The organism is Halomonas sp. R57-5 (assembly GCF_900070345.1).
GTDB lineage: Bacteria > Pseudomonadota > Gammaproteobacteria > Pseudomonadales > Halomonadaceae > Vreelandella > Vreelandella ventosae_B.
Genome location: NZ_LN813019.1, coordinates 1,550,512 through 1,573,596, shown reverse-complemented (window position 1 = coordinate 1,573,596; position 23,085 = coordinate 1,550,512). Strand labels below are relative to the sequence as shown.

14 protein-coding genes are annotated in these 23,085 nt (G+C 45.4%); 8 read left to right on the top strand and 6 right to left on the bottom strand.

Translation table 11 applies throughout. From position 1 onward, the window contains the following. The first annotated feature begins 29 nt into the window (after positions 1-29). From HALO_RS23060 to HALO_RS07030, 7 genes are all read left to right on the top strand, one after another. Positions 30-296, top strand: coding sequence for a hypothetical protein (locus HALO_RS23060; RefSeq protein WP_157693159.1), 267 nt, complete (start codon positions 30-32; stop codon positions 294-296). 80 nt (positions 297-376) lie between these two features. Further along, positions 377-2,068, top strand: coding sequence for a methyl-accepting chemotaxis protein (locus HALO_RS23605; protein ID WP_050713243.1), 1,692 nt, complete (start codon positions 377-379; stop codon positions 2,066-2,068). A gap of 2,089 nt (positions 2,069-4,157) precedes the next feature. After that, positions 4,158-5,663 (top strand): hypothetical protein, encoded by a 1,506-nt coding sequence (locus HALO_RS07045; protein WP_050713241.1) that lies wholly within the window; start codon positions 4,158-4,160, stop codon positions 5,661-5,663. Between the two features lie 161 nt (positions 5,664-5,824). After that, the gene (locus HALO_RS23055; RefSeq protein WP_157693158.1) at positions 5,825-6,133 is read left to right on the top strand and encodes a hypothetical protein; all 309 of its coding nucleotides are present in this window, start codon (positions 5,825-5,827) and stop codon (positions 6,131-6,133) included. A gap of 73 nt (positions 6,134-6,206) precedes the next feature. Continuing rightward, positions 6,207-7,943 carry a hypothetical protein gene (locus HALO_RS23050; RefSeq protein WP_157693157.1) on the top strand — a complete coding sequence of 579 codons (1,737 nt, stop codon included), beginning with the start codon at positions 6,207-6,209 and terminating at the stop codon, positions 7,941-7,943. A gap of 77 nt (positions 7,944-8,020) precedes the next feature. Continuing rightward, positions 8,021-9,208: an AAA family ATPase gene (locus HALO_RS07035; RefSeq protein ID WP_050713239.1), complete on the top strand. Its 1,188-nt coding sequence runs from the start codon at positions 8,021-8,023 to the stop codon at positions 9,206-9,208. Then, entirely contained in the window at positions 9,205-10,455 is a 1,251-nt protein-coding gene (locus tag HALO_RS07030) for a vWA domain-containing protein (protein WP_050713238.1), read from the top strand. The genes HALO_RS07035 and HALO_RS07030 overlap by 4 nt, the downstream gene beginning before the upstream one ends. Before the next feature lie 447 nt (positions 10,456-10,902). Here HALO_RS07030 and HALO_RS07025 read toward each other — a convergent pair whose 3' ends face one another. Then, positions 10,903-12,543 (bottom strand): PilZ domain-containing protein, encoded by a 1,641-nt coding sequence (locus HALO_RS07025; RefSeq protein ID WP_231896819.1) that lies wholly within the window; start codon positions 12,541-12,543, stop codon positions 10,903-10,905. Positions 12,544-12,874: 331 nt separating this feature from the next. On the opposite strand from HALO_RS07025, the gene HALO_RS07020 reads away from it, so the two are divergent. Next, the gene (locus HALO_RS07020) at positions 12,875-15,448 is read left to right on the top strand and encodes a bifunctional diguanylate cyclase/phosphodiesterase (RefSeq protein WP_050713236.1); all 2,574 of its coding nucleotides are present in this window, start codon (positions 12,875-12,877) and stop codon (positions 15,446-15,448) included. Between the two features lie 321 nt (positions 15,449-15,769). On the opposite strand, the gene HALO_RS07015 is transcribed toward HALO_RS07020, so the two are convergent. From HALO_RS07015 to HALO_RS06995, 5 genes are all read right to left on the bottom strand, one after another. After that, complete coding sequence (locus HALO_RS07015; protein WP_231896818.1) at positions 15,770-16,432, bottom strand: recombinase family protein; 663 nt, start codon at positions 16,430-16,432, stop codon at positions 15,770-15,772. 242 nt (positions 16,433-16,674) lie between these two features. Further along, positions 16,675-17,520, bottom strand: coding sequence for a restriction endonuclease (locus HALO_RS07010; RefSeq protein WP_050713235.1), 846 nt, complete (start codon positions 17,518-17,520; stop codon positions 16,675-16,677). A 469-nt stretch (positions 17,521-17,989) separates the two neighbouring features. Then, complete coding sequence (locus HALO_RS07005) at positions 17,990-19,165, bottom strand: HNH endonuclease (RefSeq protein WP_050713234.1); 1,176 nt, start codon at positions 19,163-19,165, stop codon at positions 17,990-17,992. After that, a complete protein-coding gene (locus tag HALO_RS07000; protein WP_050713233.1) occupies positions 19,162-19,887 on the bottom strand; it encodes an OmpA/MotB family protein in 726 nt (241 codons plus the stop codon). Before HALO_RS07000 ends, HALO_RS07005 begins: the two co-directional genes overlap by 4 nt. Then, on the bottom strand, positions 19,887-21,866 hold the full coding sequence (locus HALO_RS06995; RefSeq protein ID WP_050713232.1) for a hypothetical protein: 1,980 nt from the start codon (positions 21,864-21,866) through the stop codon (positions 19,887-19,889). Before HALO_RS06995 ends, HALO_RS07000 begins: the two co-directional genes overlap by 1 nt. Between the last annotated feature and the right edge of the window lie 1,219 nt (positions 21,867-23,085).

The following is a 23,085-nucleotide window of genomic DNA, read 5'->3' as shown; positions in this document are numbered from 1 at the left end:
TAGTGCTATAGCGGTTTGAAATGAGACATATGAGTCATGGTCAAACGAAAGGACAGGGTCGCGCCAAATCGGTCATACGGGAACGTTATCAAAACTTAAGCGCTTGTTATGCTACTGGCGCGCTGATCGAAGTCAAACTGATCCGTCTGCTAGTCAATCCCCATCCTTGCAGTCAAAAAAATGCATTTAAAAAATTGATTCAGATCAATGTTATTTCGAAGGGATTTAATCCAAGTCTAAATGTGGTGCTGCGGCTGCCGATAATCTTTGCAAGTCGAACTAAAGTCATACTTTAGATACTTCTTATAGTGCATTCGCACTCCTAATGGCTGGATAATTTCTAGACCGAATGATCCCCTATTCCGAGAACTTATAAATGCATAACCTATTAAAAAACCTAACAATTAAGGCAAGTCTTACGCTTGTACTGGGATTGTTCTCAGCCCTGATTTTGCTTATTGCTGCCCTAGGCTATCAATCAAGCTCAATAGGTGCTGACTCGATAGACGAACTCAACACCATCAACGTGAAACAGCTGAATATGCTGAACCGCGCTCAGGTGAACATTGCGGATACACAGCTTTTCTTTCTAAATCATCTCGACGCATTGAACGAAGGGGAGCAGGCGCTGGCAGAAGCCCATCTAGACAAGGCGGGGCAAATGCTGGAAAGGGCTCAGGAACGATTCGATGCGTTCATAGCGATCCCCAAATCGGAGTTGGGCAAGCCGTATGCTGACGCGGTTGTAGAAGCCTACAATCAACTTGCGACCAGAGGGTTGGAACCACAGTATGAAGCGCTAACTCAAAATAACGAAAACGCTTTTCGCGCTGCCAAACGTGAAGGTGACCAACTCAATCTAGCTTATATGCAGGCCAATGAGGCCTTTATAGACTATGCCTCCACTCGTGGTCAGAGCCTTATGACTGGCTACCAATCAACAATGGCGACCTTTGAATATGTGGGCGTAGGAGCATTGCTCCTGATTATACTCAGCGTAGTCTTGGTAAGGATTGGCATGATGCGGGTTATCATCCGCCCCCTTCAGGAAGCCGTACATCATTTTGAGCGTATCGCTCAAGGCGACTTATCCCACAAGATAGCGGATCGTGGACGAAATGAAATTGGTCAACTGTTTGCTGCTATGAAGTACATGCAGACGGGGCTCTCCCAAACTGTCTCATCCGTACGTGACAGCAGCGGATCAATCCACATTGGTGCTAGAGAGATTTCCGGGGGAAATGCCGACCTATCGTCTCGTACCGAACAGCAAGCGGCGTCATTGCAAGAGACAGCTGCCAGCATGGAACAGCTCACTGCGACAGTAAAGCAAAACTCAGATAATGCGCGACAGGGCAATACGCTCGCTAGCGATGCTTCCGCGACCGCAGCGCGTGGTGGTGAAGCGGTCGGACAAGTTGTTATGACAATGCATGACATAGCAGAAAGCTCTAAAAAGGTTAGCGATATCATTGGAGTCATCGACTCTATTGCTTTCCAGACTAATATTCTGGCACTTAATGCTTCTGTTGAGGCTGCACGTGCAGGGGAGCAAGGACGGGGCTTCGCTGTGGTGGCGACCGAAGTGCGCAATCTTGCTAGTCGTAGCGCTGATGCTGCCAAGGAGATTAGGGCGTTAATTGAGACATCAGCGGGGCAGGTTCAGCAGGGCTCTAATCTAGTGGAAGGGGCTGGGCAAACAATGGAAGAGATCATGGCTTCTGTGAAGCGTGTTGCCGATATTATGGATGAAATCTCAGCTGCTTCAGCTGAGCAAAGTGATGGTATCGAACAGGTTAATCAAGCCGTATCTCAGATGGATGAGGTAACCCAGCAAAACGCAGCGCTTGTTCAAGAAGCTGCCACAGCAGCAGCTTCACTTGAAGAACAAGCAGCCCACCTTGAATCAGCTGTTGCTACCTTCAAGCTAGCTGATGGCGAGAATCGTGTTGCTCTTCCGCAGCGTAATTCTGTACCAAATCATGCGCCTTCTATTAAACACGCTCGCCCAACAAGTGGAAGGGTTATCACTCCCAAAGCAGCGGAATTGGAGTGGGAGGAATTTTAAATAGTCGATTTTGACAAAAAGAATAAGCATATTCCTATATTATTTAGACATTAGTCGCATGTTTAACTAATGTCAGCTAGGGTGAAGTTGTCGGTGACAGGAAAGCTGCTGAAGAAACGGATGTCACGCTCGGGATGAGCGATCACAAGCCAGGAGGGCACAAGACTTTAAAACGCTCCTTTATCGGGGCGTTTTTTTTGCTGATGCAACGGTTGTAAGAGATTGCTTACAAAAACTGTGGTCGATTTCCTACATATATTATTTACCAGTCCACTAGGATGAAGATGTGACGCCAGGAACGCCGCTAAGAAAGCATGTCGGATGCGTCACGACACGGATGTGATTTTGGGTAACGAAAGGAATCCGAATGCCAAGGATGGCATACCTGTTATTTTCGACAGCATTAAATGGAATTTTATGTTATGAAATTCTCAAAATTCGAATGCATAACTGCTATGTTGTCTGCTGTGTGAACGTCAGCCGCCTTAGTTCTGATATGCGCCAGTCCATTGTGTGCACCACACACCGCGCTCCGAATGGAACACAAATTAAATTCGTGCCTTCCCCTCTTGCTCGCTCTATAACTTTTAGCGTGCTCCCCTGCCCTATCTAAGGGGTACAAACTAATCACTTTGAATCGACAACTTACTATTCTAACCCATTTGCCACTAATCTTATGTGTGTAAAAAGATACCTCTCGCACCATCAACACTTGTATAGCTATAACAACAAAAAACAACATGTGCCTTCATTTGTGTTTAAATTAATCAGTTTTTTTGTCGTACAAGCTTCAGCTTGTACAGCAACGTGATCCGCTGGACGACAATATGGCGTTGTAAACGACGTACTGTTGTACATCAAAAGAATTTTTTATTTGTTTCAGTTATGTATGTCTTTCATTATCTATCGGTTATGACAAGTACAGCTATCAATTTTCATTAGCAAAACACCTCTCGCAATTCGTATTAAAAATTTTCCTTAACCACGTGAGTAATTCATTTATTATATCAACAACCAAACAGGCAGTTTTATAACATTTACATCTATACGCGATCAAAGTTCAACCATTAGTTATTGTTTCATATATAATTATTACTCATTGAACAAACACACCAATCCATTTTCCTTTTTTATTTATGTCAAATAGAAATGTAAAAAACAGGGCTAGTGTTACGAACCAGAGGGAGTAACGCGTACCCCATGGACAACGAGCGTAGCGGTGTTGGACATCATAATAATTCATCAATATTTTTATAATTTATTATGCCGTGTATGCCCTTACGGACATATCACGTGCAATCACCAATACTCATTAGCGACACACCCGTTCGCTATTCGTATTGACAATTGCGTTTCTTAATCAATTGGATGTGCTTTTTTCTTTTATATCAAACAACTAATTCACATATTAACGCATATTACAAAATAGATAACACAAAACAGGTAACGCCACCCTTAAGTTATTAAGAAAAAGGTTACATCTATTAAAAAATAAACAAGTTATAATTATTACCAATAATGCGCGATCTGCGCTACACCTATCAAAAATAAAAACCTACCATACAAATAATAGTTTTTTGAGCATACAAGGAAACACAAAATAATCCTACATGTATTGTTTCTAAACACCCAAGCACATATACAAAATATTCACGACATTTAAGCTGTTTAATAATATCATGAGCCCCTACCTTACGTTCATCAGCAATCTCAATTTACCCCCTTATTTTGAATACTTAACGATGCTACACCAAATAATACTGTGCATTCACTATGCTCATTCACACGTGCCCAATATTGCACTTCCACATACTCATATACTGCATCTTATATAATCCCTATTACTAATAGTTTTGAATAAATCAAGACACTTGACATGTAAAAAAAATGTGGCATAGTGGCATCGCGTTTCGTCGTCTGGTCAAATTAGTAAACATAATAGTCATTCACTACACAACTGTGTAGGCAGATAGCAGTTGCTTGAAATCTGTCCACACAGCTTATGTAGAGGATTAGTCCATAACTTTGATAAGGAAGAAAAAATGCACACTTATATTTTATAGATACTTAAATGTATGGAGTTATTACAATGAACTATGATCCTTCACTGTGTGGATTTGGTAAATCCACTAGAGCCTTTGAACAAATTAATTCTGAAAAAAGCCGTGTCGTGTATGCTGCAATTTCAATTGAACAAGCTACTGACGCAACTAACCAAATTAAAGAAATACATATATCAAGACCGACTGAACTTATCCATAGTGGGAAGTTTACAAACTGCACAACTACATTTTTAAAGAAAGTAGGGCTATCATCTTGCATAGCTACAACTCATGAAACGTTGTTCAATGTAATGATGCGTGGCAATTTAAACCTACAAGATACAGAAGTTTTTATTGATGAACTTCCATCATCTATAGTACGCCCACACAGCATTAGTTGTACGTTTGAGACTTTCTCTCTTTTTCAAAATTATGTTGATTTCGTACACTATGATGATAACTACTCAAAGATTCGGATAAAAGAAACACAACTAAAAAATCTTGAATATATTATAAAAAAAGGCGACGACGATTTTTGGAAGCATAAAGCGGCTAAAGATTTTGCAACTTTCTTACTTTCTTCTTGCCATAATACATATATTCCCAAATCTACTTTAAACGGCCTTTACGAATTAATATCTGATGGTGAATGCAAACAGATTCAGGCGTTATCAGTTCTAACTGTCGAGGCTGTTAAACAATTTAAAAACTTTACGATTCTATCTGCTAAGTTTGAGGAAACAACTACTTTCCATTATTTAGAACTATTCGGTCATACCTTAAAAAATATAGCTCCAACCGACTCCTTGCATAAGCATGAGCAGCCTCTTTTGATTGAATATTTTTTGCCTAAATATTCAGGAGGATATAGAGATACACTACTAAAGAAGAGTCTAAAAACTGTAGGTGAACGTATTACTGAAGCTCAGCTTAAAATAGCGAACGATAATTATATAGCTTTTTCAAATAAAAAATTTCGTCACCACTACGAATCAGATAATTCCGCTGTTTTAACTACTGTTTTTGGTCATAACTCTTACTCTGGTTATACAACAGCACTATTTAATTCATCGACATTACCCATCCCTTCTATCATGTCAACGATGTATGCTTTCGGTGCAACAACAGAAATGATTTATACACAATATGGGTATTTGACAGCATATCAATTTATGATGCGTTCAGCTTTAAGAAACAGGGCTAATACAAAGCAATGCCGTTTCATATGCGTTGACAAAAAAACCGCCCTATTTATTCAACGTTTATTCAAAAACTCTGAGATTAAAGAGCACACACTGAAGGATGTAAACAAAGCACTAGGAATTGTTAATAATTATCAACCAATCCCATCCGGCATTCGCAAAGCAAAATCCACATTTATGAAAAAATACAATGAAAAAATGCTTGAATCAACGCACAAATCTATAACTAAAAGCATAGCAAGATACATGGATATTATGGAAACATATTATCCAGTAGAAAAAAGGTTGTTTGACTTTGATAAGTATAGGCAGCGAAGTGAAAGAAATAGCAACCCTGAGAAAACTAACTAAATAGTGATAAATGAAAGGCGCGCATATGCGCCTTTCATTACCTCTATACAAGTATTGTGAAACAGAAACCAATTACAGTTTTTTTTAACAAGCGTATGCGTTATAATTAGTAACCAAATTCTATCGTATAAAAAACGATAGCTTTATCTGAGGAGAGTGCTATGTCTGATTTCGCAGGTGTCTTCTATCGATATATAACCATTCTCCAATCAATTCCCTCTCACCCCCGTTACATCACCACGCCAGAACTACTGCAGCTTCTAGAACAACGTGGGATTTACCTTACACAACGATCTATTCAGCGTGATTTATCAGAACGCTTAAGCCTTCATTTTCCCATTTTATGTGATGAATCCACACGTCCTTACCGGTGGTCTTTAGATTATCAGTACAAAGCCAATTTACCTGTCCCCAGTGACTGGCCTGCTGGTTTTAGCAACTTCCAACTCTCATCCAAAATAGCTGCCTAACGCCTATCTTTAGGCCATTTCTTGTCGCTCTCACCAGCTATTCTGTTGCTTTGCAAAGAAGAGAGCGTGTGAGATGCAGGAAGCCGATAGCCCGACATGTCATGACAAGCACATTTCGCTGGTTGAGGTAGACGTAGATAGCAATGGTGGTGGTGAGTTAATCGGACATCGTGGTGTGTCCGTCGCCATTGTATCTCCACAACTTCAGTATCTTGACGTGCTGGGCTGTACTTCATTAACCCATCTGGATTTATCACAGTGCCAGCCAGACTGTCACATCACACTTCAAAATTGCCCTTCCTTGCAGTTCATACACGTCCCTAAACATGGCAACGGTGCCGTTCTTCACTTAGATAGTGGACATCACATGCCTTCTTTGCAGGTTCAAGGTTGGGTGAATCATTTTGATGCTTGTTGGATTTCAGGGCAGTGCTCGGTCAAAAGTGTTGGGGCTTCATGGCAAGGTGTATGGATCAGTCACCACCTCACTGACATTCCCCAAACCCCTTTAACACTCGATGCTGAGTGCTGGATCATATTATCCCCCGACACACCGCACCTTGTGATAGACGCCCCTCAATTGCGTTTTTGTTACCTCTCAGGTGGTAATCAGCTTGAGACCTTGTCCATAGTATCCCTTAGCTGCCAACAGCCTCAGATCGAAGCACAGGCATTGCCAGAACTTCGTTCAGTGGATGTCCACTCACCCACCAAAAGCCTTTATCTGCGTGACTGTCACTCCCTTACACTGCTTTCAGGGAGTGTAACTAATCTACATCTGTCTCATGTCGCACAACGGGCGGATACCTTACGAATAGAGATGACCTGCGAACGGTTGATTTTATGCCATTCTAAACTTGAAGCGCTCGACATCAATGAACCCACTGAGCTATCGGTGTTGCACTGTCCGTCACTCAACAAGGTGATATTAGCGCCAAAGACAACCGTACAGTGCGAAGGCGCGGTGCCAGAATCATTGCTCGGTGTTGCTACCGTCGTTGTGGATGAGTCGATGGTCAAATCGCTGGTGAGKGCTTATCCACAGTACCCAGACGTGATCATGGTAAAACTGGCGAAATTGATCCCTTCGATGTCACCCTCGGCTCCTTGTATAAAGGCGTTACAGCTCCTTCAGAAATTGAGCGAATTAGGTGCACCACTGAAACAGCTTTGGAAAATTCGCCTTGATCTATCAGCAATGCATCTCGCGTTTCGTACAAAACGTCGGCGTGATTCAACATCTAAAATGGCTATCGCCTTAAGCCATTGGAAGTGGCAGTTGCCCGATGATTTATGTCGTGAGGGCTGGCAGTCGGACTACCAGCTATGGGCTAAATGTGCCCCGGTAGTTCCCGAAGCGTTTTACTATCGCCATGCCATGGTGAGAGCCTGTTCTAACAAACCTGATGGGTTGGCCATGCAGACAGTAGTTTATGCCATGGCGCGGCAATCCGACTTAACGCATACCGATGAGCTCGATCTGTGGTGTGAGGTCATGAACGTCATGGCGACCAAAGAGCCCTTGAGTGTTACTAATTGGGCTCCACAGGCACGAATGTTAAGTGCACGCTACGGACGGTATCAACGATTGGATCGTGCTTATTTAGCTGCGTGTGAAAACCTTTTACATCTTCAAGATTTATTAGATGTTCTGGCGAGAATTGGATGCCATCACCCCGAAATTCGTGCATGCCTATTGAACATCGCACAACGCCCCTGGTACTGGCGGGAAGAGCGTTGCGATAACGCACGTGAAGCGGATCACTATCGTGCTAAAGCGATAGCCCTGGCGATTTCACGGATAGGCTGAATTAAAAATAGCGAAAGCGACAAGTGGCGTCGTGTGAGCCCATTACTCTACAGGGGTCACACCATTAAGGAGACGCTATGTCGCTTGCCACCAGTCCTTTTCAAGCCCGTCGTATCATTGAGGCTCAGCTCCAGCAGCTGTGGTCGTCTCCCTGTTCAACTCAGCAAATTGCACCAATTATGCTGTGGGGCCCCCCCGGTATCGGCAAAAGTCAGGTAGTGCGTGAGCTCTGTCAACAGTTAGACATTCACTTCATTGATGTACGCCTTTCCCAGATGGAACCGGTGGATATGCGCGGCATCCCGGTGCCCGATGGAGATAGTGTGAAATGGCTGGTAGCGAGCTCATGGCCAAGCGATCCCGATAGTCGGGGTATTTTGCTCTTTGACGAACTCTCGGCGGCAGATCGCTCATTGCAAGTGGCAGCTTACGAGTTGCTGCTTGATCGTCGCTTGGGAGATATTTATACCCTTCCTGAGGGCTGGCTAGTAATGGGAGCAGGTAACCGCGCAGAAGATCGTGCTGTTTCTGTACCTTTGTCTTCAGCACTTGCTAATCGCTTGCTGCATTTAGAAATGAAGCCTGATATTGAGACTTGGGGCGCTTATGCGGTCTCTAAAGGACTGCATACGGATGTAGTGGCATTTCTACGCTTTAAACCTGAGTACCTACTGACGAATGATACAAACTGCCAACGTGGGTGGCCCTCGCCACGCTCGTGGGAACGGGTGTCTTCATTGCTCAAGACAAATATTGAGTTTGATGATGTTATACAACGATTGATGATTGCTGGACTTGTCGGCGAGTCAGCATGTACAGAGTTCATAGCTTTTCGTCAGATGAACCATCACCGTTTCGATATTCCAGCGATGTTGCGTGGTGAAATCGCTGTCGCGATTCCTGAGCGTATTGATCAGCAGCTAACCTTCTGCACGTCGTTGGCAAGCTATCTATGGAAAGACGACGCCAACCTGCAAGAACAACGCCTATCAGTTTTCTTCGAAATCAGTTCACAGCTTTCCAGCGACCTAGCCACATTGATGTTGATGGATGTGCTTCGAGTAAACGATGAAACCAGTGCCGATAACCGTGCCGAGCGCGTGTTTGCACACCCTGATTTTGAGGGTTGGCTTAAACAACATGGCGTACCGATGGAACATATCACTTCAGAAGCCAACCTTGGCTTACCTCAAGGTCGCTTCGCTACCGCCCGTGCGCGCCAAGCCTCCCAAGAAGCAGTCAACGGATCAGGGCAGCAATCATGATGAAGTCATCACAAGAAGCCCTTTCTATCCGTGAACCGACTGCGGAAGAACAGGCGACAAAGGCACACCAACACACTGTATGGCGCCAGGAAATTCGTGACTGGCTGATTACTTATCCGTTCACAGCAAAGCTTGTGATGCGGCTAAAACTGGTAATGGTCGTGGATTCCCGAGTGCCTACAGCATGCACCGATGGGGTCAATGTTTTCGTAAATGCCCACTTTGCGGCTCAATGCTCATCAGCACTTCGTCGTTTCGTAATGGGGCATGAGCTCTATCATGTGTTATTGGGGCATTTCATGCGTCAGTACGGTCGTGATCGACTGTGCTGGAATCTAGCCGTCGATGCGGAAGCTAATTACCGCTTGATGCTCGACGGACTATCGATGCCATCAGATGCTGTGTTCTACCCGGCACAGGCAGGTCGTAATGCTGAGACGATCTACCAATGGTTGCTAAAGCATCCTCGTCCCGACATTGATTCGCCGTTTGATATTCACGGGGAAGAACTGTTTGCACCCGCCACTATGGATGGCGGTAACAAGGTTTTAGTGATTGATCCAGGTTTTGCACCACTTCGGGTCGATACTGAGGTAGCACGTCAGATTACCCAGCGCTGGCATGAGATGATATTGCAGGAAGCGAAGCAGACATCATGGGGATCGATACCCGCAGGGTTAGAACTGATAGTGAAAAATATCACTAAGCCACGGGTTGACTGGCGAACGGCTCTTCACGACTTTTTTCTACACCGCAGCGGATGTCAGCTAACCTGGAGTCGAATCAATCGCCGCTATCTTGCACATGGGCTCTACCTACCTGGACGACAGGGCAAGGCTTTATCCCTCATGTTGGCAATAGACACCAGTGGTAGTACACAACGTCAGTTGCCAATGTTTATCGCTGAGCTGCAAGCTCTGCTTACTAGTGTTGAGCACGTAGAAATACACTTGATCGAGTGTGATGCAGACATTCAGCGGGAACGTGTCATTAATCACGTACAGGAGCTGCAAGAAATCGGTAGTGATAATGGCGATGGACTTACGCTGCGGGGTGGTGGAGGTACCGACTTTCGCCCTGTGTTCGAACGAGCCAACGACGTAATGCCAGAATGCCTTCTGTTCTTTACCGATGGCTATGGACGTTTACCCGATATAACTTCGAGCTTACCGTTGCTGTGGGTGATTACGGAAGACGGCAAGGTACCGGCACCATGGGGACAAGCTGTTCGTCTAAAAAGCGAATAATATCAATCTAAAAGCGCAACAATGATACTGCGCTTTAAGGTCGTTATTATATGGCCTTTATAGATGAACAGATTACACCACCCCGATTGCTGCCATTCCTGCTCACTTATTCCTTATCAAGCTGTTGACTACGTCATAGCTTGATTGCTGACTTCAATGTATTACAGAGAGAATGGTACTTTGCACATAGAATCTCAATATTTGAAAGTCCAAGTAATGCCTAAGGGTATAGGCCGAGCTATACAGTTTCTTCAAAATGCTGATAACCTACCCACCTGAAAATCGCTTTTCATGGTCGTCGTCTTATGCTGTGATGAGACGTGCTACCCTGATATTGGTTAAGCTAAACAATGTACAGGTCGGTTTCCGACTGTATCAAAAGGTCTTCAGGTGAAGCGCCAAAGACATTGTTATTATCCATACTGACTTTAGCGCCTAGTACTACTTCTAGATTTTCAGCACCTTCACCCCGTAATCTGCAGGGTTAACGATGCCTTCTAGCTTGCCGATCTGCGGCAAGTCATTTTGGGTGATAACACTGTTGATGTTGGTATCAGGGAAACGTAGGTTTTTGACCACGTTAACTTGGCAGGGCATGCCCTTGCCGTTGATGTCCATGACCCAGGCAAGGAAGCCACCCGAGAACTTGGCCAAATTGCCAATCGGGTACAAGCCATAAATTTGGATGTACTCCACTAACACAGTTTTGTCGTAAACCGTGTCCGTCTCATGAATCCTGCGGTAAGCATCTAGCGGTGGGCGTGGAGATTCCCCGTTACGCGCATGGAGTAGTTTATTAATCGCCTTGATCACCGACACTAGTCGCACCAGATCCGATAGCTGGTCGCCACGCTTACCAGCCGGGTAACCGGAGCCATCCAGGCGTTCGTTAGCGTTATTGATAACATCGCGACAAGTGGGGCTTGGTTCCCAACCAAGCTCACCAATCTTTTCGTGCAGCGCCGCCACATGTCCGCTAAGAATCGCTTTTTGGGTGGGATTCATGTTGACCTTGAGCGACGGCAGCTTCGCGCTGATCAACAAAGGCTTGCCCATGGTATGCAGTAAGGCACCTAGCACTGCCTCCCGCACTTGAGGGTTATGTGGGTCGCGGGTCAGAAGCATGTCAGCCAGCTGCCCGGCGMCCTGTACGGCGTGTCTGACCCAGTCTGGCTCATCGCGTAAAAATGCGAGGGCATAGAGAAACGTCTTACGATCCTGTTCCACTAGGTAGCGCAAAGTATCAACGCAATCGTAAAAAATCTCGGCTGGGAACAGCTGTCGCGTTTTCATGTACATCAACCCCACTTGCAGCTGATGAGACACGTCCATCACACCCCGTTCCATAGGCGACTGGCGAGAGCGTTTATCACGTTCCTGAGCTTCTCGATGTTGGATTTTCTTCTCCTTGGCACCCGGAATAAATAGGGAGGAGTGATTAACCATTTTGTCGTTCGTGCCGGTACGGTAGGCAGCCTCTCTTTCTGACTCATTCACGTAGTTAAACAGTGATTCAGTCTGAGGCATCGACAAGTTGATGAACTGAATACCGACGGCCGCATAGCCGTGGTTACCGAAGGGGCGTATATGACGGATTTTGCCTTCGGCAAAAAAACTATCGCCGTTAGGAAACTCCAGCGTAACCCCAGGAATTTCCTGATCTACGCCAATTGCAATGCTGTCAGCCAGGTCAATATCGACCATGCAACCACCAATAGACAGATTTCTAAGCCTGCCTGGCACGTTGAGTTCATTCAGATAAACTTCGATGCCAACTCGGGTCTGCATGCCCAGAATGAACGGGATACGAACGGCGCCTCGGTTCTCCTTAACGAAAACGGATTCGGGTAGCTGGCACTCTAAGCGATACAACGTACTGTCTATCTGGAGCAACTTAGCGGCAACATTACTGAGACTGTAAGTTTCACGCTCATTGCTGTGGGCCCCTTTCAACGCCTCCAAGTCAAAACTCAGGTTGCCGGTGGCTACATAGCACTCGATATCTGATCCAGCGTACTCCACTTCCAGCATCATGCTGCCGGTACCTAGGTTCAATTCAATAACTTCTGCCTTTATGGCATAGGGCATGTCCTTGGAATATATAGATAACTCATGAGTGTGTTGAAGCAGCGATCGAATCACGCTTGCTGATGGGTTTTCKTACAGGATTGGAGCCGCCATTAATAATACCTGCGAAAATGGTATTGATAATTATTCACCTATATCAAGGGCATAGGTATTTTCTATTATGCATGAGACTATATAGACTTTAATTGTCAGAACAATCACTAGATACGTAACGTTTTGTACTTGCAGTGCGCTCTAACAATACCGCCTTGCTAGCATCAGGCAACTAGTCCACTCTCTTCAAAATTTTTAACAGGCTATCTATTAGTATAGATCGCACGGGGACGCTGCCATGCTTAACGAACGCTCGATGATGGAGGCTCAACACAAGGTGCATGAGCTGATTGCTCAACAAGCGCCTCTCGGTCAAACGCTGGATGCCATCGCCAGTTGGATTGAAATTAAGTTGCCTGATGCCATTGTAGCTTTCATGCGCTTCAACCCGGCTCGTCAGTCGCTAAGCCTCTMCCCTAGCCTGCGCTTCTCTAGACGTTATCAGAATCAACTGAAAGAAGTGCCTATCGGTCCAAGTTCGGCCCCCTTTGGCTGCGCGGCCTACCGGCAGGAACAGGTAATTACTGAAGACATTCGCACGGATTCTCGCTGGCTGGCGTTTCGCGATGCCGCAGMCCAAGAAGAGTTGCGCGCCTGCTGGTCAAGCCCAGTGATGACGGCCACTGGCGAGTTATTGGGTACTTTCGGCACTTACTTCCGACAGCCCTACTGCCCTAGCGAAACGAGTGAAGATCTTTTGCACTTGGCGGCTTCGCTCGTCGCGTTAGCTATCGTCCGCGATCGCGACTCAAGTCATCACCGCAGTTTGTCGGAATGGCACCGCTCGCTGTTTGTGAATCACCCTGACGGTGTTTATGAGTTTGATTTAGAAGGGCGATTCCAACGCGGTAACGCTGCATTGTCGCGCATTACTGGCTACCCGGCAGAAGCGCTAATCGGGAGTCACTTTAATGAGTTTATTGAACCTGATTATCAGACACTCACCCAGGCTAGTTTTGATATCGCCAAGCGAGGCGGTTATCGCCAATACGAGACCATGGGCAGACACCACGATGGATATGCCTATTATCTCGAAGTTCTTAATTTCCCCGTGTCTGTTGATGGTGAAATTGTCGGTGTCTATGGTATTTGCAAAGATATTACGGCACTTAAACGGGCAGAGGGGTCTCGACATTTGCTGGAACGAGGCATTCAGGCGACACCTAATGGGGTGCTCATGGCAGATGCCAGCAAGCCAGAAATGCCGCTGATCTATGCCAACGATGCCTTTTACCGCCTAACTGGCTATAACCAAGAGGAAGCGTTGGGCCGCAACTGTCGGTTCTTGCAGGGGCCAGACACAGATCGGCAAGCAGTCCTGGCTGTTCGCCAGGCGATTGCCAATCGGGAGTCGGTTGAAACACCGTTACTCAATTACCGCAAGGATGGAACGTCCTTCTGGAATTATTTGTCGCTCAGCCCGGTATTCGATGAACAAGGCGTTTGCACCCACTATATTGGCATCCAGCAGGACATCACCCAGCAACGCGAACAGGAAGCACAACTCGCCTACCAGACGACTCATGACCTACTGACTGGCTTACTTAATCGCACTGAGCTGGATGAACGTCTGGAGGAAGCCTTCGAGCACGCCCAACAGTCGCAAGGCATGCTAGTGGTTATGCACCTTGGTTTGGATGACTTCAAGACGGTTAATGATGGATTGGGGCATCACATCGGTAATTTATTGCTGATAGAGGTAGCAGAGCGCCTTCAGCTTCTAATCGAGCCGAGCGATACCTTGGCCCGGCTAACCGGCGATGAATTCGCTTTGGTGTTTGCCAACCTGGATAGTCGTCCATCAGGCAATGTGTTAGCTGAACGTGTCCTGGACGCATTCACACTGCCTTTCAAAATTGATGGCAAGTCGTTACATATCAGTGCCAGCATTGGCATTGCCTGCACTTGCGGTGTCGTTGAACACGCCCATGAGCTATTGCAGCGCGCTGGTTTGGCGATGGAAGTCGCCAAGCAACAGGGTCGAAATACCTGGAATTGGTATCAGGGAGACGTGCAACGGATCACTGAAGAGGCCGTACTACTTCGCCATAACCTGCATACAGCACTGCAGCAGGAGCAGTTCGAGCTGTATTATCAGCCCATCGTGGAGGCAGTAAGCGGCCGTATCCGTGGCTTGGAGGCGCTAATCCGTTGGCATCACCCTGAGAAAGGAATGATTTCGCCAGGGGTATTCATACCGCTGGCTGAACGAACGGGCCAAATTATCCCATTAGGCCGCTGGGTACTACGTCGCGCCTGCCAAGATGTTGCCGCTATGATTGCCTCACACGAGCGGGTGGTGCCGGTAGCCGTCAATATTTCATCACTTCAGTTTCGACGTGAGGGTTTTCTAAAAGAAGTCCAACTGGTATTAGCCGAGACAGGGCTACCCCCTGAGTTTCTTGAATTTGAAGTGACCGAGAGCGTGTTGTTAGACGGTGCCGGACAGGCCATAGAGTTGATCAACGAGCTTAAGTCGATGGGCATTAAGGTAGCTCTAGACGACTTCGGAACAGGCTTTTCAAGCTTGAGCTATCTGCGCGACCTGCCTATTCACAAAGTAAAGCTCGACCGAGCCTTCATCAAAGACATAGCAACCAGCCGCAATAATGCCGCTATCGTGCAGGGAATTATCACCATGGCCCACCACATGGACTTGGTCGTGGTGGCAGAAGGCATTGAAGAGCGCGAGCAGCAGCAGGATTTAGTCCGTCGTAACTGCGATTTGCTGCAAGGTTTCCTATTCGCTAGGCCCATGCCAAGGGATATCGTTGTAGCACTCCCAGATATATTGCCCGCTAACAAAGCGTAAGCCATGTAAAAATTCAAAATTCTTCATTTTATCTGGATAAGCGGCTGACGTTGATGGTTAAGTCAAAGAATAGCTACCTCTTCTGATCGATTAAAGTGAAAAATCAGCCGTATACAATCTTTATTAACGCACCAGAAATATATTTAAAATCAATTGCTTAAACTCTTTGCGTGTAATTTCCACAATTCATTAACTTCAGAGCCATGAGAGGAATAGCTCCCTGTGTTAATTTTTCCTCCCGATAGGCCAATGTATGAACAAACCTTAGTCCGAATTGTATTTCGATTAAATAATGGCTCTGGAAAGTTCATAATAATAGTTTCAGGGCTGACTGCTACGCTTTTCAGCTCTTTGAACAGTACTTACACCACATCCGACAATTTCAGCTGTCTTGCGAATACTCAGCCCATGTAGACGAAGCTCTTTAATCCGTGAATGAAGAGCATCGTTTACAGGACGACCTTTGTAACGCCCTTCCCGCTTTGCTTGCTCTATTCCCTCGCGTTGGCGACGGCGACGATCTTCCCAATCTTTATGAGCTACTGCAGCAAGCATATCCATTAGCATCGAATTGACAGMATCAAGCATTCGACCAGTGAAGTCGTCACTGTTAGACATCCGCAGTGCTGCATGGCTTGTTGGCAAGTCTAGTGACACCACACGCAACCCAGCACTCTGAATCGCCCCTTTAAGCCGGTTCCAATCAGGTTTTGTTAAGCGGGTAAGGCGGTCGACCTGTTCTACAAGCAAAACATCGCCATACTGTGCATCATCAATCAAGCGTGAGAGTTCGGTACGGTCGACCTTGGTACCACTAGCATTTTCTGTATACCACGCCGCCACCTTGAATCCTTTCTCCTCGATGAAAGAATTTAACGTTGCACGAGCACGGCTCGCATTCTGATCATCAGTTGAGGCTCGGAGATAAGCGCGAATAAATATCGACTCTGCCATATGTTCATCTCCAAGCATCAATGTATTCATTTGAGTGTATTCATAATACATGTAGTCTTATGGGTTGTAAATGCACATATATGAATACAGCTATACCTACTCAAGGGGTGTGTTCTCTCAGGTATACCCATACGATGCTGTTAGATAGAAGAAAGTCACGAGCTCATTGGGAGTGCATGGTTATGCTTCCTCGCTTAATCGGATAAGTACGATAGCCGTGCCGGTGTAGCCACTAGTATTGAAATCCCTTCAGCAAACGTTGGTGGTTTACTTTAGGCTAAAACTAACAGTTCCACTCCGAGTTTTTCTGCCATTTCCTTGGCTGCTACTGTAAATCCTGTTGTCGTTACCACTACACCATGTAGACAGTCGTGATATCTGGCGCCTGAATGTGCTTGCATAACGGCGTCTACACCTACATTTGAAGCGTGATGTTTGCACTGAACACCAAACTTTCCCTTGTTCGATGTTACAATAACGTCGATACCAAAGTCTCCTGATAGGGATGTAAAGTCCACAGAGTACCCTAATGCTCTGTATATGTTGGATACTTTATATTCTAAAGCTAACCCAGTCTCTAATGTAGATATTATAGGCGAAATAGACTTCTTCTCACGCTCCAATATCTCTAATATTATTAAAGACAAAGGCATTATTGTATACTTAACCTCTTGCCCAAACTCTTTTTTATATATTCTCATTATTGCTCTAAAGTCTGGATTACCATTAGCAAGCTTTATTTTTTTGCCTTTGAATGCATCTGCAATATAAGGCATATTCTTTATATTTTCTTTATGAATTACAGTTATTCTGCATATGTCTTGATATAGTAATCTAAGAGTTTCCGATTCACCTTCAGCAGAAGCTGCCATTTCTTCTAGATATTTTATTTGAATATATTTATTTAAATCACCTCCAATAGCTGGGTCTAATTTTTGGATTTTAATTAACTCTAATTTTTTTCTTTTGCAAAGCTTTTCCCATAGGGATGTTAACTTATCATTTGTTTCCAGAAATCCGTTACTAAGATTGTAGTATTCACTTACGAATGCATTTGGTTCAAGGCGTATATCACACCGATAAATTCTGTCCAACCCGAAAGGATTTTCAAATATCATATATGTATAGCTCTCAGAGTTTTTGACTACCACTTTTTAGATTTTCGAATATATTTATTGATCTGTCAAACATTGATAAAAACTTCATAATAAAACTCTGCCACACCTTATTTTTTATCAACCCGACAACATATTAAAGTATTTTTACAGCATTATAGACAAAGGTAAAAACAATAAACAACGCCCTTGAAAAATCCTCGTTAAGGGCACCTGACATTAAGTAACTTATTATAAATTCTCTTATAGAATGAGCGCATATCTTCCAATTTAGCAATCCGTCATATTAAGTCTCTTTATCGCACTCACACCTGATGAATAGCAGATAATAAATAAGGCTTACCAGCGTGGCGAGAAGCGGGTGCTGCGCATAAATTCTGCTGAGCCACCAAGATTCCGCCATCGACCAGATCAGTAGCATCCTTGCGGTACTACGCAATACAATGGCGGTTCTGGAAGACCGCGAAGTTTATTACGCTCTGGTCTGCCGCCTTAATAGAGAGACAAGTTTTTCAGGTTGATCGAGACTTCTTTCGACATTATAGATACGCCAATTATGAGCCTTCGCAGCTATTGCATCTTCCCCACTAATGGCAATTCCTATTTGGAAACTAGGCCAAGCCAGTTCGATATTAGCTACTACAGTCTCGTTCTCGTCTTTAATATCGAGCCCTACCTTGGGCAAAGGAGCACTTAGTGTTTTGAGATGGAAAAGCAAACCATTAAGGCCGGGGTCAGCCAAGTTGAAGACTTTTTGCCACTCCTCAACATTAGCTTTTTGTTGAACGTGACGCAGATGCGCAATCTCCTGACGCATGCTATGTGATACAACCATATGGTGATGATTAGGCTGCTTGCTATGGCAGTCAGCGCATAAAGCTATCAAATTTAGCTCAGCATTGTCACTTCGCACGCCATTGATGTGGTGTGTATGTAGAAGGTACTGGTGTCTAGAGAGGTCAACATCACAATTTTCGCAAGTGTGTTGTCGTGATTCTCGAAAATTACGAGAGACGTTTTGCCAGTCTTGTGTGTAGTTTTCCGCTGCCCCCGTCTCACGCGAGGGGTGATAAGGAAAGAATGATTCATACTGCTCAAAGAACTTCACGAAAGAAAATTCTGAGAAGGCTACTTGGTTACCTGGAACAGCATACCCCTCGAAGTTTAGCTTGCGTAGACAATGCTTACAGACCCTTAGATCAGTGGTATCGGATTCTTCATGCCAACCATGACTTCGTCCGGTAATACGGAAAAATTCACTATGATCTCGCGTAACCACGTAGCGCTCGAAGCGTCCAGAGTCACGCATTTCTTCAAGTGTTTTACAAAAGGAAATATGCMCCCTATTTCCTTTTGCTCCATCTAAACGGGCGGCATCAAAGCGTGAGCGGTGATCCTGGATGTAAAGCAGCACTTGCTGMCCCTGCCAGGTCAACAGGTTGTTCTCGGTGACTAATTGGCCTAGGTCTGTGAGTTCTACTCCACCCTCAGGAATCTCAAGTTCTGGAGGAGGTGTGGTAGTTTCTTTGATCTCTTTCCTTGCTAATGGTGGATTAGCACTGTGGAAATCAAATGGCTCAACCTCTACAGGTGGGCCCATGCGGCTGGCGGCAGCGCGCAAAGCACTGAGGTCAATCTCAAACTTCATGAATCCGTCTCAGAAAGTATTTCACGAATTTGGCTTTCTGCATTGGTCAGGATGCGGAAGCTGACCCTGCGGGAGCGTTCATGATCTTCTTGGCCTGCATCGTTCATGACTAAGTGCGAGGAGGAGAATCCTACGGCAGCAGTGGTCTGCTTAACCCAAGCTTTCTGTGACTGAGTTTCTGGTAATCGATAAAGATAGCTCAGTACTGAACGAGTCCGGTCTTGGGAAAGCTGCATATTACTGAAATAAGCCTCATCCTCGCTCACACTACTGTTCCAAAGGCTAGAGGTATGCCCTTCTATACGTACTTCATCAATGAACTCTTGAAATGGCGTGAGCACTCCTAGATAACGTGGGTAAAAATCGCTCAAAATACTCTCAAATCGAGAGCGCAAACGTGCTGAGCCAGTGGCAAATAGCACCTCTGGTGACTTAAAGGTCAGTGCCAGTGTGTCGGCATTAATTTCTGCCTCCCAGGTTTCGAGGTCATTGGCAAACTCATCCATCAAGGCCTGATATATCGCTACCTGGGTTTCCTGATAAGCCTCAGCCACAGCAGTGACGCGATCACGCTCTTCAAGAGCATGACGCATCAAAGCAATCGAGATCAAAAGAAATACCATCATCAGACCGGCCATAAGGTCGGAGACGCTAAGCCAATGATGCTCTTCTTCATTACCAGCTGCACTACCACGCCCGAAAAGTGCATTTATACGACTCATCAGTTAGCCCCAGATTTAGAGGACTGCACCACCTGCTGCATTTCGTTAGTAAGCTTCTGATAGTCTTGTGTGAAGCGACCGCTAATCTGACCCAGTGCACTACCCATTTCTGTCATAACGCGCTGAAGCTCTTGCTGCATGCTTTCATCGATTCGTTCCATTTGGGCATTAATATGCTCGCCTGTACGATTCACCGCTTGTTTCATGGCTGCTTCAACCTGCTGATATGCGTTGCTGAGCTGTGTTTGGTACTGTTGGCTAGCATCTTCTAGCGCCTTGCGATGTTGGGTCTGCAGGAGCTCAAGAGCTTCACTGGTTGAAGTCTGCGTCTTACGCAGATGATCTTGAGTTTCCTCGCTTGCCTCACTCAATGTACGAGTCATCTGATTGTGTTCCTGGGTAATCTGCTCAATCAGCGTTTTAACCTGCTTTTCAGCGCTTTCAATTCCCTTGCGGTATTCTTCGCTCAGATGTTTGGCACCGTCTTTAAGGGTGTTGGAATTCCCTTCCAGAGTGCCCTGCATATCACTGAAGCGTTTACCAATTCCATCGGCACCTTCTTGCATCTTCATTTCAATGCGCTCTGAGCCTTCTTGCATGCGGCTCCCCATCTGCTCGCTACTTTGTGTAAGCTGCTCGACAAGGTTTCTGACATGACTGTTCACTTCCTCGTGAGTCTCACGGAAATGTCTGGCAATCTGCTCAGACTGTGTCGAAAGCTGGTCAGAGGTTCCTTGTAAGGATTCATGCACACGGTTGTAACGCTCATTTAGGCCGCTTGCGCCTTCAATCATTTCCTCATTAATACGCGCGCTACCTTGAAGAAGTTCGTCCTTCATGCTGGCACTTCCAGTCACCAACTCCTGGGCAGCACTCTTAGCGGCTTGATTTATTTCGCTGACAGTTTCCTCAACCTGTCGACGAATCTCCGGCACAGCTTCAACAGCGCGGTCACGCATATCTTTGAAGGCGGCCAGATGCGACTCAAGGTCGTCAAGTTGACGTTGAGTGGCGGTGAGTAACGTTTCGAGGCCACTCATAGTTTCAGGAATGGCCTTAGACTTTTCACTGATGACTGTCACACTGGCTTCTGTCTGTGTAATGGCGGTAACMCCCTGAGCATACTGGTCACGCATCTCACCTAGTTGCTGGCGGTAGTTTTCTTKCCATTCGACCAGAGACTTCACAGAGGCATCCAAGGCTTTAAAGTTCTCGCCGAACTGTTCGGTCAGCTGATTGTTGAAGTCTTGAATGACTTCTTTGAGGGCATTAATTACTTGTTCAGTCGCGGATTTTGACATCATCTCAGCAAAGTCATGCATTTGTGTCGAAAGCTCGCGAGCGAAGTCATCAAAACGTTCACGTTGGACTTCAGCATATTTACCGAGTGCTTCGGTGGCCTCGGTCTGACGGCTAGTCTCTTTTACAAGCGCTTTCTGATTATCGTCCTGATGCTGCCGAAGAAGCCTAATCTGTCCTGTCAACGTATCGCTGTCATCACCGGCAATCGCATGATGCAGTTTGGAGAGATTTTCGTTCTGTTCGCGCAGTAACTGATGGATGTGCTCTGGGCCGATTTCGTCCGGGCCACTAGCAAAATCTACCTTTGGCTGTAGCCAGGGAAGACCGGTAATGATTTTGTAAAATATGGTCATTGCCATACCAAAAAGACTGGTCATAAAGGCTGTCTGCAACCCACCGAGCAGTAAGCTTATGCTTCCATCGATATCTTCAGGGTCAAAATGCAATAAGCCTATGACGATACCTGTAAAGGTACCTAACATCCCCAACGAGGTAAGAAGGTTAGGTGTATAGTGGGTTAGGCTTCTTAATTTATCCTTCTTGTAACAGACCAGCGCTGTTATGAAGAAACCCGCGATCAGTACAAAAAATATGTCTGTTACTGTACCAGCGTCGACAGCACGCAGAATAAACTCCATTCCTGTGGGGCCGCTCAGTAGTGCCTTGACGAATTCCATACTTCAGTTCCCTCATGAGCCCCTTAGAGCCATATATAGTTTTGATTTAATTATCTTTTAATGGGATAAAGACATGCCCCAAATTAATTGATGGCTGTCGTACAGAATATCTCCATGGTGATACATGCATACGAAGCTGTGCTTTAGGGCCTTCAAGCTAAAACAATTTTTACTGGCAGTTTCGATAACATAGTAAATATCGCTATCAAGCTCCTCTCCCGAGCTTTGCTAGGCATTTTCTGAGATCGAAAATGTTACTGATGTCAGCGGAAACTCTATTGTTAAATCAGGTATCAAGGTAAAGGAAATTCTTTCGACAGCTCATAATCAGGTACGGTGTAAAGAAAAATTAATTTTTTCCATACGATTTGCTTCGTTCCCATGCTTGGAAAAGAATTACCATAGCTAGCTTGGTTAGGTTCCTTCACATTTCATTCAATTCCCGTGTTGGTAACCGCAATAAGCACATGCTTACTGATTCGATTGAGCTTAACAAAAACGTACATGTCTGTCTCTCGTTCTTAAGTCCGCTAGGGTTTCGGGGCGTTGCTTGATGGCAATAAATCTGGCAGTTAAGTGCAAAAGTCTTTAAATATCAAAATCTTATACGATAAACCCCTTTTTACTGACTAGACCAGTGTTCACTTTTTCGGTCAGTTTGCTTCTTGTTACAAGCTTTAGTGTGAACGCTTCTTCCCCATCCACCTTTAGGTCTGCTAAGCGACTAGCTGAGCAGCAGGTTTACCATGATCAAACCGGGTCGTTTTACTGCAGGTGTACGTTTGATTTTGAATCAGGCCCTGAGCTTGAATCGTGTGGCTACGAGATACGCAAACAGCCTATACGGGMAAGCCGCATCGAGTGGGATCACGTCATGCCCGCTTATGAGATCGGGCGTCAGCGTCAATGTTGGCAAGAAGGCGAGCGTGTTAATTGTCGATGCAAAGATGAAATGTTCAGGTAATTCCCCCAGCCTTAGTCGAGATAAGAAAAGTTAGGCTAGCTTGACATCCTGAATCGTTTTATTGCGACGTAGTGTGCGAGAAATTTTGAGGGGGCTCGCGTCAGGAGCCGGGCGATATGCCGTAGGCTCATCCCCTGAGGAATGTCGATGGATAACGGCCAAAATTAGAAAAAAATGATCACCTGCTCCGGCAATCTCACGGAGGTGTTAATTACGTTCGGTTTGATATCCATTCACAAAAACAACGAGCAAAAT